The sequence below is a fragment of the Reticulibacter mediterranei genome, from assembly GCF_016587455.1.
Map to the genome: position 1 here is coordinate 946,067 of NZ_BNJK01000001.1, position 14,946 is coordinate 961,012.

11 protein-coding genes and 1 pseudogene are annotated in these 14,946 nt (G+C 49.9%); 7 read left to right on the forward strand and 5 right to left on the reverse strand.

Annotated features, from left to right (window positions below; genetic code table 11):
- The first annotated feature begins 282 nt into the window (after positions 1 to 282).
- From K3T83_RS04300 to gabT, 4 genes are all read left to right on the forward strand, one after another.
- Positions 283 to 1,116, forward strand: a complete 834-nt coding sequence (locus tag K3T83_RS04300; protein ID WP_220201740.1) for a general stress protein — start codon at positions 283 to 285, stop codon at positions 1,114 to 1,116.
- A 333-nt stretch (positions 1,117 to 1,449) separates the two neighbouring features.
- Entirely contained in the window at positions 1,450 to 2,064 is a 615-nt protein-coding gene (locus K3T83_RS04305; protein WP_220201741.1) for a helix-hairpin-helix domain-containing protein, read from the forward strand.
- A 245-nt stretch (positions 2,065 to 2,309) separates the two neighbouring features.
- Complete coding sequence (locus K3T83_RS04310) at positions 2,310 to 3,785, forward strand: hypothetical protein (protein WP_220201742.1); 1,476 nt, start codon at positions 2,310 to 2,312, stop codon at positions 3,783 to 3,785.
- Positions 3,786 to 3,916: 131 nt separating this feature from the next.
- Positions 3,917 to 5,275, forward strand: a complete 1,359-nt coding sequence (gene gabT / locus K3T83_RS04315; protein WP_236064816.1) for a 4-aminobutyrate--2-oxoglutarate transaminase — start codon at positions 3,917 to 3,919, stop codon at positions 5,273 to 5,275.
- 57 nt (positions 5,276 to 5,332) lie between these two features.
- Here the strand turns inward: gabT and K3T83_RS04320 are convergent, their stop codons facing one another.
- Positions 5,333 to 6,193 carry an aminotransferase class IV gene (locus K3T83_RS04320; protein WP_220201743.1) on the reverse strand — a complete coding sequence of 287 codons (861 nt, stop codon included), beginning with the start codon at positions 6,191 to 6,193 and terminating at the stop codon, positions 5,333 to 5,335.
- Between the two features lie 39 nt (positions 6,194 to 6,232).
- Positions 6,233 to 6,634, reverse strand: a complete 402-nt coding sequence (locus K3T83_RS04325) for an EVE domain-containing protein (protein ID WP_220201744.1) — start codon at positions 6,632 to 6,634, stop codon at positions 6,233 to 6,235.
- 301 nt (positions 6,635 to 6,935) lie between these two features.
- Here K3T83_RS04325 and K3T83_RS57805 point away from each other — a divergent pair.
- Positions 6,936 to 7,193: pseudogene (locus K3T83_RS57805) on the forward strand (DUF4342 domain-containing protein); the annotation flags it as partial.
- A gap of 152 nt (positions 7,194 to 7,345) precedes the next feature.
- Here K3T83_RS57805 and K3T83_RS04330 read toward each other — a convergent pair.
- On the reverse strand, positions 7,346 to 9,835 hold the full coding sequence (locus K3T83_RS04330; RefSeq protein WP_220201745.1) for a DNA gyrase/topoisomerase IV subunit A: 2,490 nt from the start codon (positions 9,833 to 9,835) through the stop codon (positions 7,346 to 7,348).
- Between the two features lie 3 nt (positions 9,836 to 9,838).
- Complete coding sequence (locus K3T83_RS04335; protein ID WP_236064817.1) at positions 9,839 to 11,929, reverse strand: DNA gyrase/topoisomerase IV subunit B; 2,091 nt, start codon at positions 11,927 to 11,929, stop codon at positions 9,839 to 9,841.
- 529 nt (positions 11,930 to 12,458) lie between these two features.
- On the opposite strand from K3T83_RS04335, the gene K3T83_RS04340 reads away from it, so the two are divergent.
- Entirely contained in the window at positions 12,459 to 13,820 is a 1,362-nt protein-coding gene (locus K3T83_RS04340) for a helix-turn-helix domain-containing protein (protein WP_220201746.1), read from the forward strand.
- Positions 13,821 to 13,892: 72 nt separating this feature from the next.
- Positions 13,893 to 14,594, forward strand: a complete 702-nt coding sequence (locus K3T83_RS04345; RefSeq protein ID WP_220201747.1) for a zinc ribbon domain-containing protein — start codon at positions 13,893 to 13,895, stop codon at positions 14,592 to 14,594.
- A gap of 28 nt (positions 14,595 to 14,622) precedes the next feature.
- Here the strand turns inward: K3T83_RS04345 and K3T83_RS04350 are convergent, their stop codons facing one another.
- Positions 14,623 to 14,910, reverse strand: a complete 288-nt coding sequence (locus K3T83_RS04350) for a J domain-containing protein (protein WP_220201748.1) — start codon at positions 14,908 to 14,910, stop codon at positions 14,623 to 14,625.
- Positions 14,911 to 14,946: the final 36 nt, after the last annotated feature.

The window sequence follows — 14,946 nt, forward strand, 5'->3', positions numbered from 1 at the left end:
ATCGTCTATAAAAGGAAAATAACATACAATATTCTCGTCAATTATATAGATACAAGTCGGCAAATATGCGCATTATATATTTCACATCTCATCTATATTTGCATCTATCTGTTTCTATGAAACGTGTACAACAGTGTTGAATGGAAAATGTGAGATGTGCACTCCTCGTTAGTTGTGCGCAAAGAATCTGCTTTATCGGGTTCCATCAATACACCATCCACCAACGAAGGATTGAGGAATATGCAAGGATCTTCAGCAAGATCTTTCGGGAGGTAGAAACGCATGACAACAACAACACGAACAACCGCAGTAGGCATCTTCACAGAGCGCCGTCTGGCCGACCACGCCATTGAAGAGCTTCATAACGCAGGATTTTCTAACGATCAAATCGGCTTTGTATCGCGTGAAGGCTATACAGGAGACAAACAGGAATTGATCATTCCGGCACAGGCTGGCACGGGAACGGCCCCGACTGGTGGTGCTCCAGTGGCAGGCGTTCCCACTCCTGTATCAACTGATGATGTCACTGCGACAGAGGAAAGCAAAACAGAGACGACAGCTGCCGGAGTCGTCGGTGGCGGCGTGCTTGGCGGAATACTCGGTGCTGCCGCTGCTCTGCTCATTCCCGGTCTGGGGCCAGCCATCGCTGGCGGTATTCTCACGGCAGTTCTTGGCGGTGCCGCTATTGGCGCTGTCGCAGGTGGCCTGATCGGTGCATTGACCAATCTGGGCGTACCAGAAGATGAAGCTCACTTCTATCAAGATGAGCTACGAGCTGGCCGAACTCTGGTCACGGTGCAGGCTAAAGACCGCTATGAAGAGGCCCTCGCAATCTTACGGCGCAATGGCGCTTATGATGCCACAACTCGCCGGGATACAACAGACACCACCGCAACAACAGTAGACGATAACTATACGTCCGCCGAGCAGCCTGCGGATTCTTATCCTTCGGTAACACACGAGCAACCAGCAACGTATACGCCAGAAGAAACAACTGAACCAGTACAGCGACCCGTTGACAACGAAATTCGCGAGCCGGAAGTGCCATCTCAGCCTGATCGCGTGCAAAGGTTCACAACCAACACACCGCCTCCAACATATAACCAGCGTCCTTAGCACTAGAAATAGTAGATACACAACCGATTAGATATGAAAGAGCCAGCGAATTGACTTGCTGGCTCTTTCATATCTATTACTACTTACTACCATTTTTATTATGTAAACCTGCTTCTTCTCAAACATTCTCTCAAGCTACCGCTAAAAAACAGGAATTCTCCACAAATTATTTGACTTATTGCTCATATTGTGCTATAATTAGAACATGATTTCGATGTACCTTGTACACTAACGCCAGCGCTCACAGCTATTTCGCCCTTGTTTTTCTGATAAGTATGTATAGCCAGATAGAGATTCAGCCATCTATCTGTGAATGATAAGGAAGTAGTGTACATGAGCATCATGCAATTAACCCAAACTATCCATATCATGCCGCCAACACAGCCCAGGGTTGGCAAACGTGCGCACCAACCCACGCTACCTGGTATGGAACCTGAACTTAACATCCCGCCCAAAGTCACGAATCGCCAGATTGCAGAGGTGCTTTCAGGTATTGCCGATCTGCTTGACACACAGCGCGGCAATCCTTATCGTATCCAAGCATATCGCAATGCTGCGCGCGGCGTGCTGGATCTACCTGAGCCTGCCGCCGATATTCTGGCTCGTGGAGAAGTATTGCCAATTCAGGGTTTAGGTGATCGTCTGCGTGGACGTATCGCCGAGCTTGTACAATATGGCTCCATGACTTTCCAGAACGGCCTCTGCATGCAAACGTTACCAACAGGAGTACGCGCTCTTATGGCAATAGAACATGTCGGGCCTTATACCGCCATTCGACTGTATGAAGAATTAGGCATCGATAGCGCGGAAAAATTATGGCAGGCAGCACAACAGCAGCGCATTCGCCATCTGCCTGGATTTGGGGTACGCAGCGAAGCTCGCTTAAAAGAGGCTGTTCGGCACGTGCTACAAAATACACAGCCACACCCTCTGCATGGCGCGGCCTGACCGTTTTTATCATATGTATTCTAGATATTCACCAAATGATCCAGAATCTTCTCTCTTCTGGATCATTCTTTTTTTACTTTGCTCCTCTATCTCTATTCGTTTACCGCTTGCTAGCAGTATTCCGTCAATTTCTTCTGCTTTATGTACGAAAAAACTATACAGCTTGACTAACTTCAGCATTTCATGTATGGTTCATAGCATATGCAGCGATCTAGCAACTATCACGCGCGAAAGGACCAAACATTATGCAATGGTCTGGCCTTATAGGGATAGGAATCGCAACGCTCTTATTTGCCTGCTGTATTAGTGTTTTAGCTGTCATGCTACGTTGGCGTACCTATCTCCAGGCAGTCGCGGCCATCGAAGGCCGCAAGTATATTCACATCAATGGCTATCAATACCTCTGTCGCACATCAGCATGGATCTCCAACCTTCTCCTACCCACCACATTGCTCATCGGCATTACAGGCTCTCTCTTCGCCTCCTTCTATCTATTTCCTGACATCATTCTACCCAAGCCTCTTTCCACTATAGGTGTACTCTTCTGCATATTTATTGCTCCTAACCTGGTTGTGCCTGGCCTCCTCTATGATCTGCTCGGAATCATTCTGGTCGATGTCCCAGCTCTGGCGACCTTTAACGGCAGCGAAATCGAACCAAAACAGGCATTGATACTTGGCCTGAAAAGCTGCATTATTGGCCCCCTCTACAATGAGCGGCGTTTTAAAATTGGTCCATCTCCTTCACTGCTCATGCTGATCCTTCTAGAGGCGCTTGGATTGCTCCACTGCTTCCGCCTCCCGTATTTACTCTGGCTCATTCCGCTTCTGGCTGCATGCGCAAACATCTTTTACTATACTATCGGCAGCAGGCACATCATCGCCTGGACAACCCGAACGATTCCTATCGAACAATCTCCCTGGGCCTCCCTGGTTCTTCATATCGATGAGTGGATCAGACTTGCAGGAGTCAAACGCCAGGATATCCGCATCCAGACAATGATACGTATCGGTTCTAGCAACGGTGCAATCTCAGATCTCTTCCATCCAGTATTGTTGCTGAACAATACGGTCCTCGCTCATAGTGACTGGAGGCAACAGGAGGCGTTGCTTGCCTGGATGATCCGTCTGGTACATAAAAGATTTCCAACGACCTATATCTGGCTCACTAGCAGCCTATCGGTGATTTCCTGGACCTTCCTGGCGGCAGGAGCAGCCCTCCTCATCACCTTCTCACCACATCACTCACAGTGGCCTGGACTGATTTCCCCGCTAGTTGCTATTATTCTCACCTACGCTATAACTCTCCTTATCACCCGCAAGCTTACACAACATGCAGCTTTTGAAGCAGATCGATTCGCTGCTGAACTGACAAGTGACCCCCTGGCCCTCATGGTTGCACTTCACACTCAACATAGCCTCAACACATCCAGATCTCATTTGCCACCCGCTACACGAAAAAGGATCGCTGCTCTCTACCAACTTACTCTGCAATCGAATGCTTCCCACTATTGGATCAACGAACCCGTTCCCTCTCTCCTCCCCTTCTCTTTCGAGGAGAAACTACTGACAACACCACTTCATCAAGCGGAACTTACAACATTTCCTACTGCTGAACCAATCAATATTATCTCCCTACACGACTATAAGACAAAGAAACCGAATACTGATGAAGCGCAACCTCAGGAAGAACTGTTAGACGACGAATGCGCACCTGAATAATCTGGCTGATCTATAGAAGCCGCATTGGCTGCCTCTCTTCATTCTTCCCATATGGTAGAATAAGAAAAGAGCCATGCTCCCCCTCTATAGATCTACTGTTGTCACTATTTTTTCAAAACAGGAGGCAGCACATGTCCAATGACGTTCCCCAACTCAACATACCCGGTGAAAAATCGCGTGCCCTGTTAGCTCGACGTCAGGAATTTGTCCCACGCGGCCTTTCAGCTACCATGAATGTATTTGCCGCCAAAGCCGATGGAGCGATCATTGAAGATGTGGATGGCAATCGTTTCATTGATTTCGCTGGTGGCATTGGCACGATGAACGTTGGACATACTCGTCCAGAAGTAACCAGAGCCATCATAGAGCAGGCGGAGCAGCTTACTCATACCTGCTTCAGCGTGATGATGTATGAATCCTATGTCGCTTTGGCCGAACGCCTGGTCAAAATAACGCCAGGTGACTTCCCCAAAAAAGCTATTTTCTTCAATAGTGGAGCCGAAGCCGTAGAAAATGCGGTCAAAATTGCCCGCTATGCCACCGGACGCCCGGCCATCATCGTCTTTGATAACGCCTATCATGGTCGTACGCTCATGACGATGACGATGACCGCCAAAGTCAGGCCGTACAAATATCGCTTTGGCCCCTACGCTCCGGAGGTCTATCGCGCCCCATTCCCCTACTCATATCGCATGAATATGACCCCTGAAGAGGCTTCCCGCTTCTGTCTGCAAGAAATTGAGCGCATGTTTATCGGCGAGGTGGCCCCCGATCAGGTCGCGGCCATTATCATTGAACCTGTTCAGGGAGAGGGAGGCTTTATGATTGCGCCTCCAGGGTTCTTACGCGACCTCAAAGCGCTCTGTGAAAAGCACGGCATCCTGTTCATTGCCGACGAAATCCAGACTGGCTTTTGTCGCTCCGGCAAGATGTTTGCAGTCCAACACGATGAAGTCACGCCCGATCTGTTGATTGTTGCGAAATCAATGGGAGCCGGTATGCCTATCAGCGGTGTGATCGGGCGCGCCGATATTATGGATGCTCCCCTCCCTGGCATGCTTGGTGGAACCTATAGCGGCAATCCCGTTGCTTGCGCCGCAGCACTTGCGGTACTCGATATTTACGAGCGAGAAGACCTGGCCGCTCGATCACGCGAAATTGGACAAATTATTCTCGACCGTTTCAGCAAATTACAGGAGCAGTATCCATTCATAGGCGAGGTGCGAGGATTGGGTGGCATGGTCGCAATGGAACTGGTCAAGGATCGCACAACGAAAGAACCAGATCCCCAAACGGCCAATACTATCCTTGCTGCTGCTCATCAACGCGGTCTGATCCTGATCAAAGCTGGCATGTACGACAATATCATTCGCGTCCTGGTGCCACTCAACGTCACGGACGAGCAGTTGCAACAGGCGCTACACATCATCGATACAGCGGCGCAACTGGCTGCTGATGCCATCTCTGCCGCAACATCTTCCGTAAGCTAGAGTAAGCCCGTGAGAGCAGGATAGAGCTATCTTCTATCCTGCTCTCACAATCACTTCTTACACATTTTTTTCACGCGCAAACTCGTCACGCTCCACCATCTCAATAAAGCGTTGCTCCAGCTCAGATGTACGCGGCCCTGGCTTCCCATCACCAATCATCAGATCATCAATCTGCACCACCGGCGTAATTTCTTTAGAGGATGAGGTAATAAACGCCTCGTCAACCTGGGCCAGTTCAGCAAGCAGGATAGGCTGTTCTTCAATGGCAAAGCGACTCCGCGCCAGTTCCAGCACCGTATTGCGCGTCACACCTAGCAGGATCCCCTCGCGCGGTGTGACTAACACGTCGCCGCGAAACACAAAAAAGTTGCTGCGCGTCCCCTCCAATATATGTCCCTGCTCGTTGACAAACAGGGCATCACTGGCATGCTGACGAGCCGCCTCCTTCAGCGAACGAACAGCGGCCACATAATTAGCTGTCTTCGCTCCCGGCGTTGCGCGTTCCAAATGGCTTGTAATCACCTTCACGCCCCTGGCGAAACGTTCCATATCTCGCTCTGCAAGGGGAGAAATCAGCACTGCCAGCACCGATTTTCCCGATGGCATGACCCCATCCTCGCTTGTTCCGCCTGTAACGAGAATGCGAATCGAGGCGTGCACATAGGGATTGCGTGCAATAATCTCACGCATAATCTCCGCAATCGCATGGCGCGTAAAGGGAATATCCAGTTCGATCAGACGGGCAGAGCGATACAAACGCTCCAGATGCTCTTCCAGATGAAAAGGTTGCCGATTATATGTGCGTAAAGACTCAAAAACGCTATATCCACGCAACACCGCCACATCATTAATCGAAAGCGTGGCTTCGTCCGGGTGTACCCAGCGTCCATCAACATACCACCAGGCGTTCTTATCCATGTCTTTGTTGCTCCTTACCTCAGCGCTCTCTTTTTACATCTATAAAATCTGTTTCCGCTTGAGCCATTCTACGAAAGACTCTGGAACGCTCATGGTAGAAAGACGGCTCTGGCGAATCAGACTCCAATCATCAAACAGATGACTTTCTTTGATCTCGCGCAACGTCACAGGCTGCGCCAGGTAGCGCACAAATGCCACATCCACCACCCAGCTCTTGCTATCGTTTGGATCGGGGCGCGGCTCAGAAATCACACGAGCCAGACCAACAATCGCAGCCTCTCCCTGACTATGATAAATGAACAGATCATCTCCTGTATGCATCGACCGAATCACTATCAACGCTTGAGCGTTCCGCACGCCATCCCAGGTCGTTTCTTTATCTTGTTCCAGTTGCCCAAAAGAATAGCTCACTGGATCAGTTTTTGCTAAAAAATAAGTCATACGCAATCATCCCATATATTAAAAATATGTACTGTATCTGTCGAGAACAGAAAGTAGATGGGTTATTGTCACATTTTTGTGACGTGTTTCTCCAACCCAATCCCCTCTGTCACCGTATACAGAGTGTAGTCGTAATTATAACAGATGCGACTACGACAGAGTACAACAATATCACATACAGGACATACGAGTAGAGAAAATTTAGCGATACACACGCTGTTGTTGTGCATCTGCTAGTAAAAAGTAACATATGATGTATTCGTAAGAATAGCAGTAACACACAAAAAGGAGAGCAAAAGCTATGACGCAGACCGATCCTAATGCAAATGTTGAGCAGAAATCAGGCTATGGCGTGGAGGAGCTACAGGTAGTGGGCGAGCAACTTCTGGCAAAAGTCAAAGAGCTGGTGAATGAAGGCAATGTCCGCCGCATCATTATTAAGCGCGAAGGCAATACGATTCTGGAAATTCCGCTTACTATTGGTGTTGCCAGCGCGCTGCTCGCCCCCGTTTGGGTTGCTGTTGGCGTGCTTGGTGCCTTACTCGCTCAGTGCTCCATCGAGGTCATCCGTTCTGATAGCCCCGCCGAGGTCATACACGATCAGGCACAAGAGGCAGCACGACAGGCCGAAATCAAGGGTGACGAAATCCCCCCGCCTAAGCGGTTACAAGGCAATAGTGTGCATCAGGGAAATACCCTGATGCACTTTTTTTATGGGAGCTTAACCATGTGTACCAATCGTCCACCAACGAGAGGGACACCTTTTCTGGCTCGTGGGAATGCCTTCAATTCTGTCGCCCTCAACGCACTCACCTGCTCACCTTTTTCTCCGTTCTTCCCGGTCCAGATCGCCAGTAGTGAGTCTTCTTCATTGATCAAAAGCGTTGCCAGAATGCGGTCTCCGGCATCCAGCTCAGTTGTCACAACGCTGGCGGTTGCACGCCCTTTTTGCGGATATTGCCCGATAGGAACTTTCTTCGCAATCCCTTGTTCCGTCAACACCAGCAGGCTGACAAAGTCTAACGCGCCTTCCGTCGAGCTGCCCTCAAGATAAGACGCACTCACCAACTCAGTCCACTTGCCAGGAGCGAGAGCTGCGACTCCCTGTCCAACACGTCCTTGCGAGCGCAACATCTCATCGCTGAAACGGAGCGTTTGAGCGTTCTCTGTCGTGACAAAGTACTCTCCATTGCCGCTTGAAAGCATAGCAGCAACGACGCTATCTCCTTCCGCCAGCTTCATATCCTGCACCCCATCCACATCCACCGTCTTATACTCGCTCAGTGGCGACTTCTTGACCTTCCCGAGTTTGCTGAAGGTGACAAGATAGCGATCCTCCTCATAGGCTTCAATCGGCACAACTGCCACCACCTCTTCTCCCGGAGCCAGTTCCAACAGTTTGCGTATCGGTTCACCCTTTACTGAACGCGTCCCTTCAGGGATACGATGGGTAGCGATCTGGAATACACGCCCGGTCGTACATACACAGAGCAAATAATCCTGCGATGTCGTTGCAATTACCTGGCGTAGTTGTTCATCGCCCCGCACCGGCGTATAGAGTGCATCCTCGTTTTTCCCCTTCGGCTTATAGGCATCAGTTGGTAGAGCCTTGAGCGTCCCTAATCTGGTAAAAGCAACCGTCAATGGTTCGCGCTCATACAAGCGCTCGACCACCGTGATTGGACCATGTACCTGCCCATCCACATCAATCATCGTACGCCGTTCATCGCCAAACTGCTTAATCAGCTGTTGCATCTCTTTCTTGAGCAACGAGATCAATGCTTTGCGATCAGACAGGAGCCGCTCCAGCTCGCTGATCCGAGCCTGTAGGTCACTCTTTTCTTTCGCATACTTATTGGCGTCCAGCCGTGTCACCTGGGCAAGGGTCATAGAGGCGATGACATCTGATTGAATAGGCGTGAGGTTATAAGCAGCCTCAATCTGTTTACGCGCCGCCGCCCGATCCTCCGCCTGCTGGAATATCTTCACAATGGCATCAGCGTGCGCCGCACCAATAATCAGCCCCTCCACAACATGCAAGCGCTCCTGCGCTTTGCGCAACTCGAATTGCGCCCTGCGTGTCAACACATCGATCTGGTGAGCATTCCAGTAGTTGAGCAATTCCAGCATACCAACCTGCCTGGGCTGGCGTGCGGCCTGCATAGGTGTGCCAAAGAGAAAGACCATCTGGAACGAGAGCGAGATCTGCAAATCCGTTTCGCTAAAGAGCTGTGAAAGCACCTGAGCCGCATCAGCATCCTTGCGCAGTTCCAACACGATACGCATACCTTTCTCGGTATCGCTCTCATCGCGCACGTCGGGCATCAACCCTTCCAGCTTGCGTCCATTGATCGCTTTGACAATCGACGCCTTCACCTTGTCGCGCCCAATTGGGGGAATCTGCGTCACTACCAGCGAACGGCTACGCGGCGTCTCCTCCAGCCTCACCTCTGCTCGCACCACAATCCGTCCCTTGCCGGTCGTAAAGTAATCCCTGATGCCGTCCCGACCAATGATCCGTCCACCCTGACAAAAATCTGGCCCCGGAATATATCCCATCAATTGCTCAACGGTCATATCTGGGTGGTCGAGCAGAGCAATACACGCCCTCACCACCTCATTCAAATTATGAGGCGGAATATTGGTCGAGAGGCCGACCGCAATACCACTCGACGGATTGACCACCGGCGGGATGCGTCCTGGCAGATAATCAGGTTCCACCACCTTTGGATCTTGCTTGTATGTGGGGTGCAGCGGCACCGTATCACGTTCCATATCGGCCATAAGCGTCTCTGCCAGAGGGGAAAGCCGCATCTCAGTGTAACGATATGCAGCTGGAGCATCTCCATCCTCACTCCCCATATTGCCCTGTCCCTCGATGAGAGGATAACGCAACGTAAACGGCTGGGCCATACGTACGGCGGCATCGTAGACAGACGTATCGCCATGCGGGTGATAATTGCCCAGGATCAGGCCCACGACCTCCGCGCTCTTGACGGTTGGGCGACTGGCAAGATAGCGCGCCTCGCGCATGCCTGCCAGAATACGCCGCTGTACTGGCTTTAAACCGTCGCGAGCATCAGGCAAGGCCCGGTCGGTAACAACCGAGAGGCCGTATGTCGCGAACGCTTGCGACAAAATGACAGAAAAATCTTCTTGAATGATTCCAGGTTCGACCGTAGGATCTGTTGTGCTCGCCATAGTTTATACATCCAATTCTTTGATCTTACGGGAGTGTTCCGCCAGGAAGACGCGCCGCCGCTCGGCGTTTTTATCTTCCATCAACTCGGCAACAAGCCGTGCAGCCAGCACCGCATCATCTATCGAGACACGCTTCAAGACGCGCCGGGCCGGATCAAATGTCGTATCACGCAACTCTTTCGCGTTCATTTCGCCCAGACCTTTAAAGCGTTTGAACTCTAATCCCTGAGCATCGGCATGCGTCCGTACAAACTGTTCGCGCGCCTCATCATCCAGCAACCAGATGACTTTCCCTCTATACTTGACCGAATAAAGCGGCGGGCAGGCAATATAGACATGGCCGTGCTCAATTAACGCGCCGAATTCCTGGTGGAAGAGCGTTAAGAGCAGGCATTGAATATGCAACCCATCAACATCGGCATCGGTAGCGATGATCACGCGATGAAATTTCAAACGGCTGATATCAAAGACATCGCGCGTGCCTGTACCCAACACATTGATGATGGTGCGAATTTCCTCGTTCTCGACAATGCTTTTGAGATCTGCTTTTGCCACATTCAATGGTTTGCCTTTGAGCTTCAATACCGCCTGGAACTCGGAGAAGCGTCCCTGCCCAGCACTACCACCAGCAGAATCGCCCTCCACAAGAAACAGTTCTGCACGCGAAGCATCGTTACTATTACAGCGTAAAAATTTCTTTGAAAGACTGGTATCAATCAATTCGCCATTCTTTTTCGTACCAGTACGCGCCAGCTCCTCAACCAGTTGAGCTTCGTTGCGTGCCTTCTGCATTTGCTGTATCTTTTTAAGCCATTCTTTGCCAATACTGGTATTATTCTCAAACCAATCTTTCAAACCCTCATCCACCACTGAGCGCACAATGCCCTCAACCGGCCCATTATTTAGACGATCTTTGGTTTGTCCTTGAAACTGAGGATCAGTTAATTTGACCGAAATGACAATATTCAAACCCTGCTGAATTACTTCAGATCTGAAGCCATCTCTTTCACGATTTTTGATAACGCCCAATTTGATTGCATAATCATTGACAACTTTCGTCAAAGCCGCTTTAAAGCCCGTTTCATGCACACCACCATCCCGCGTCCGTACGGCATTTGCATAGCTGTAGAGCGAAATTTTATAGCCGGAGGTTGGTTGCAGCGCCACCTCTACCTGCACACCATCCTTCTCTTTTGCAATCCCTATCACCTGTTTAAACAACGGAGTGCTGGTCGAAATTGCCAGATCGCGCACATAATCGGGCAGCCCATCGCGCGAGTAATACGTGCGGCTGATCTGCTGATTCTCTGCATCATCCCAGGCATCTAGATGGAAAGAGACACCACGATTAAGATACGCCGCTGCCCTTAAACGGCTCTCAATCGCTTCCAGTGAATAATAGGCGTCTGGATCAAATATCGAGCGATCATACAGCCAGCGCAGTTGGGTACCATGCAGCTTTGGATCACATGGCACAATCTGATGGGGCATAGCCGTGCCACGACTGAAGTTCTGCGTGAACTGCTGCCCACCCTGCCAGATCGTTAATTCCAATTTTTCAGACAGCGCGTTGATGACGGTTGATCCAACGCCGTGCAAACCGCCAGCTGTCTTATAAGCTCCCTCAGCAAATTTGCCGCCGGAGTGGGGAACCGTCAGAATAATCGTCGCCGCAGGATGATAATCACCCTGATACAACATAGGATCAAAAGGCATACCACGCCCTTCATCGCGTACCGTCACCCAACCCTCTTGATCGATCTGCATCCAGATATGCTTACCAAAACCTGCCACTGCTTCATCGACTGCATTATCCAATGCCTCCGTAATCAGATGCACCAGGCCGGAAGTCGATGTTGAACCAATATACATACCAGGGCGGTGCCGAATTGCGGCCAGACCTTCAAGCACCTGGATATCAGCAGCAGAATACTCTGCCTGCTTCTTTATTCGTGTTGTTGTTTTTGCCTCTGGCTGGACTGAAGCACCTTCTGTATACTCATCCGTCCTCCGCGTTGCAAAGAGCGAAAGCTGATTATGCGTGGCGTCCGACTCGTCCTGCATAGGAGGAAGTGCTTTGGGGGAACGAGACATCTATCCCTATACCTCTCTTCAAAAGCTCTAATTGCTTATTCAGCATACAGCCTTACCTACGGAAAGTCAAGAATAATTGTACCATCATATGGACCAAAAGTTCTATGTTTTTGAAAAGCTGTTTCCTTATTCTTTCTGGTATCCCTTTTTTGGGTAACGAACTCCACCTCTCCAGCCCTCAAAGCAATGAAAAGTTCCATTCTCACTGTGATTTTTACAGTACAACATTTCATATGCTTCAGCGTTCTATAGATATGAGATCGCTTTCACTACTTTTTCAGATGCATACATGATGTAATAATAAAAGCTTACCTGATTGGCTTTTTCATGGTGTATCATATAACACTAGCACATATGCTAATAAACACATTCACCGAAAATTTACAAAAATATTGTACTTGCTATACGTTCATACCATTTTCCTGTATGGGATTGTATTTTCTCTCAGTCTCGATTATAATTACTTCAATTATTATATAGTGTCCCATTGGTAATTCTTATTCCCAGTTAGGAAGGATGGCATTGGGTTATGCCCCGACCATCTAAACATGTTTCTCCAGATACCCTGGGAGGTCGCATCAGGGCTGCAAGAGAGTATTTGCAACTTTCCTTAGCTGATGTCGCTGGCGACCACTATAGTACGAGTCTAATTTCTCAAATAGAGCGTAATCGAATTGAACCATCGGAAGAAAGTTTACGCTATCTAGCGACACGACTCAAATTATCATTTGATGATCTGGAGATCCTGGCACAACAACATCGCTCTGCCAACCCCGAAAATCCTCCACATAAATGCTATGAGGAATTGAGGCTACAAGCCGCTCAACTCCTTACTGAAAAGAATATAACCACAGCTCTTGACCTTTTACAAGACCTTTATCTCCCCCAGATATCCGCTTCACAACGCTGGCGCATCGCAGCATTGCGCGGTCAATGTTATTTCAAACAACGCAAATTTTTGAAAGCACAGCAAGATTTTATGTACGCGGTCAGCGAACAACCGAGAGCTGAAGGACTTCCAGCTGACCAACGCCATGAGCTTATGTTACTTCATCTCCATCTTGCCGGCACTTATCGCGAATTACAACAACTGGAAGATGCATTCGATCAATACACAATCACCCTCAAGATGATGAATGGCGACACACCCTTTGGCTATGGCGCCGAGGCCCACTGGGGTCTGGCACTCATCGCTTTCGCGCAGGCTCACAAAATCGATAAAGATCCCTCTCTCATTCCATGTATAGAAACATATAAAAGCGATAAGTTACATATGGCACTAGAACATGCTGAAAATGCTCGTTTTCTCTATCGAGCAATGGGTGAACAATTACGTGCTGCCGCTGTGACATGTCATATCGCTCAGATAGAGACGGCATTGGGAGATATCGAAAAGGTTCGCATGTATCTCAAAGATGTGCTCACCTCCTGGTTGCGGGTGCTTGACGAGCCAGCCGCCATTATCGCACAGGATAAACACCGCCAGCAAGAAGAAGCGCGCATCGTTTCGGATGCCGCATGTTCTCTTGCTGGAATTGAGTTAGAAGCTGGCAATTATCAACTGGCCTGTACGTATGCAGACCAGGCTCTTGCCGCAGGCAAACGCTGCTACAAGCTCAAACGGGCCAATGCTTATATGATGCGTGGGCGTATCCTGGAAGCGATGAACCCCTATGATCAGGCGGTCGAAGCAGCCTTCCGTTCCGCAACAGAAGAATTGACTGGCACGCATCGCATAGCAGCTCGTATCGGCGCTCATGTCCGTCTGGGTCGCCACCTACTGAGAATTGGCAAAATCAAAGAAGGTGAACGGGAATTAGAACAGGCACATTTCCTCTCAGATCTTGTTTCCGCTAGTGGGCCAGCCTCATCAGGAGAAGACATTCCCTGAACAAAGTGCTATAATATCAGGGAAAACAATGTTCTCATCCCTCCTCTAGACCGAGAGAAGGAAGTTGCCGCAATGACAAAACCAATTACCGGCCAATACGAATGCCAGCATAGTTCAGGTATCGGATTAGATTACTTTACCTCTCGTATCGACCGCCTGATACTCCAACCAGATGGGCATTTCACCCTCACCATTCAGGAGCGCAGCCGCCTATCAAATGCTGCACAATCGCTCGTCAGCGGTCAACAAATCACCAATGCTGCACCCGAAAAAAAGCGCGAGGGCACCTATACAGTGCAAGGCAACACCATCGTCCTGCACTTCCAGGACGGCGCGCAGGAGCAAGGCCAGGTATCCTGGAATGGCGAGGGTCTCCAACTGGGAAAGGATTTCTTCAATAAAGTTTCAGACTCAACACTCCTTCCTCCCACTCACCGCCTGCAAAAAGATATGGATGACATTGCCAAAGGGATAAAAATTGCGACAACCGTTGGTGGAATCGCGCTCAAGGCGGCCAAAACGATTCATAACACATTGCAATCTACTCAGAGCACCGATGCAGCAACACCCCCAGATGCGGGACCAGCGCAACATCCAGTCCCTCAGCCTGCACAACAACCGCCCCAACCTGCCGCCCAGCCAGCTCGTCCAGAGCCACCGCCCCCACCTCAGCCCGTCCAGAGCCAGATGGAGGCGATCTTCTGCGATCAGTGTGGCGCGCGCAGTCGTCCCGGCAAAAAGTTCTGTGGCAACTGCGGCGCACGACTCGTCTAATTGCCGCAACCGTAAGTGAGCCAGCCGCCTAGCGAGACGACTGCTCTTTTGTGAGGAACTCGTAGGCAGCGATGATCCGTTGCATCTGTTGCTGATCTCCCCCACGATCAGGATGATACCGTTTGGCCAACACGCGATAACGCCGTTTAATCTGTTGAGGCGTCGCGTTCGGCGGCAATCCTAATATCGACAGCGCTTGCTGGCGCTGAAGCAAGGGCCGAGCTGGATTCGCACCACTATGCCAGAGCGTACGCACTCCAACACGGAACACATCCCATAATAGGGATGCCAGCGATTTTGGTGATCGTGAACTCATAACATCTCAATCCAATAACACTCTAATTTACATATA

Bases quoted from the DNA above. Each gene is read 5' to 3' on its own strand.
- K3T83_RS04330 (WP_220201745.1), bottom strand. From the start codon at position 9,835: ATGGCGAGCACAACAGATCCTACGGTCGAACCTGGAATCATTCAAGAA.
- gabT (WP_236064816.1), top strand. From the start codon at position 3,917: ATGTCCAATGACGTTCCCCAACTCAACATACCCGGTGAAAAATCGCGT.
- K3T83_RS04350 (WP_220201748.1), bottom strand. From the start codon at position 14,910: ATGAGTTCACGATCACCAAAATCGCTGGCATCCCTATTATGGGATGTG.
- K3T83_RS04340 (WP_220201746.1), top strand. From the start codon at position 12,459: ATGCCCCGACCATCTAAACATGTTTCTCCAGATACCCTGGGAGGTCGC.
- K3T83_RS04305 (WP_220201741.1), top strand. From the start codon at position 1,450: ATGAGCATCATGCAATTAACCCAAACTATCCATATCATGCCGCCAACA.
- K3T83_RS04310 (WP_220201742.1), top strand. From the start codon at position 2,310: ATGCAATGGTCTGGCCTTATAGGGATAGGAATCGCAACGCTCTTATTT.
- K3T83_RS04335 (WP_236064817.1), bottom strand. From the start codon at position 11,929: ATGTCTCGTTCCCCCAAAGCACTTCCTCCTATGCAGGACGAGTCGGAC.
- K3T83_RS04325 (WP_220201744.1), bottom strand. From the start codon at position 6,634: ATGACTTATTTTTTAGCAAAAACTGATCCAGTGAGCTATTCTTTTGGG.
- K3T83_RS04300 (WP_220201740.1), top strand. From the start codon at position 283: ATGACAACAACAACACGAACAACCGCAGTAGGCATCTTCACAGAGCGC.
- K3T83_RS04320 (WP_220201743.1), bottom strand. From the start codon at position 6,193: ATGGATAAGAACGCCTGGTGGTATGTTGATGGACGCTGGGTACACCCG.
- K3T83_RS04345 (WP_220201747.1), top strand. From the start codon at position 13,893: ATGACAAAACCAATTACCGGCCAATACGAATGCCAGCATAGTTCAGGT.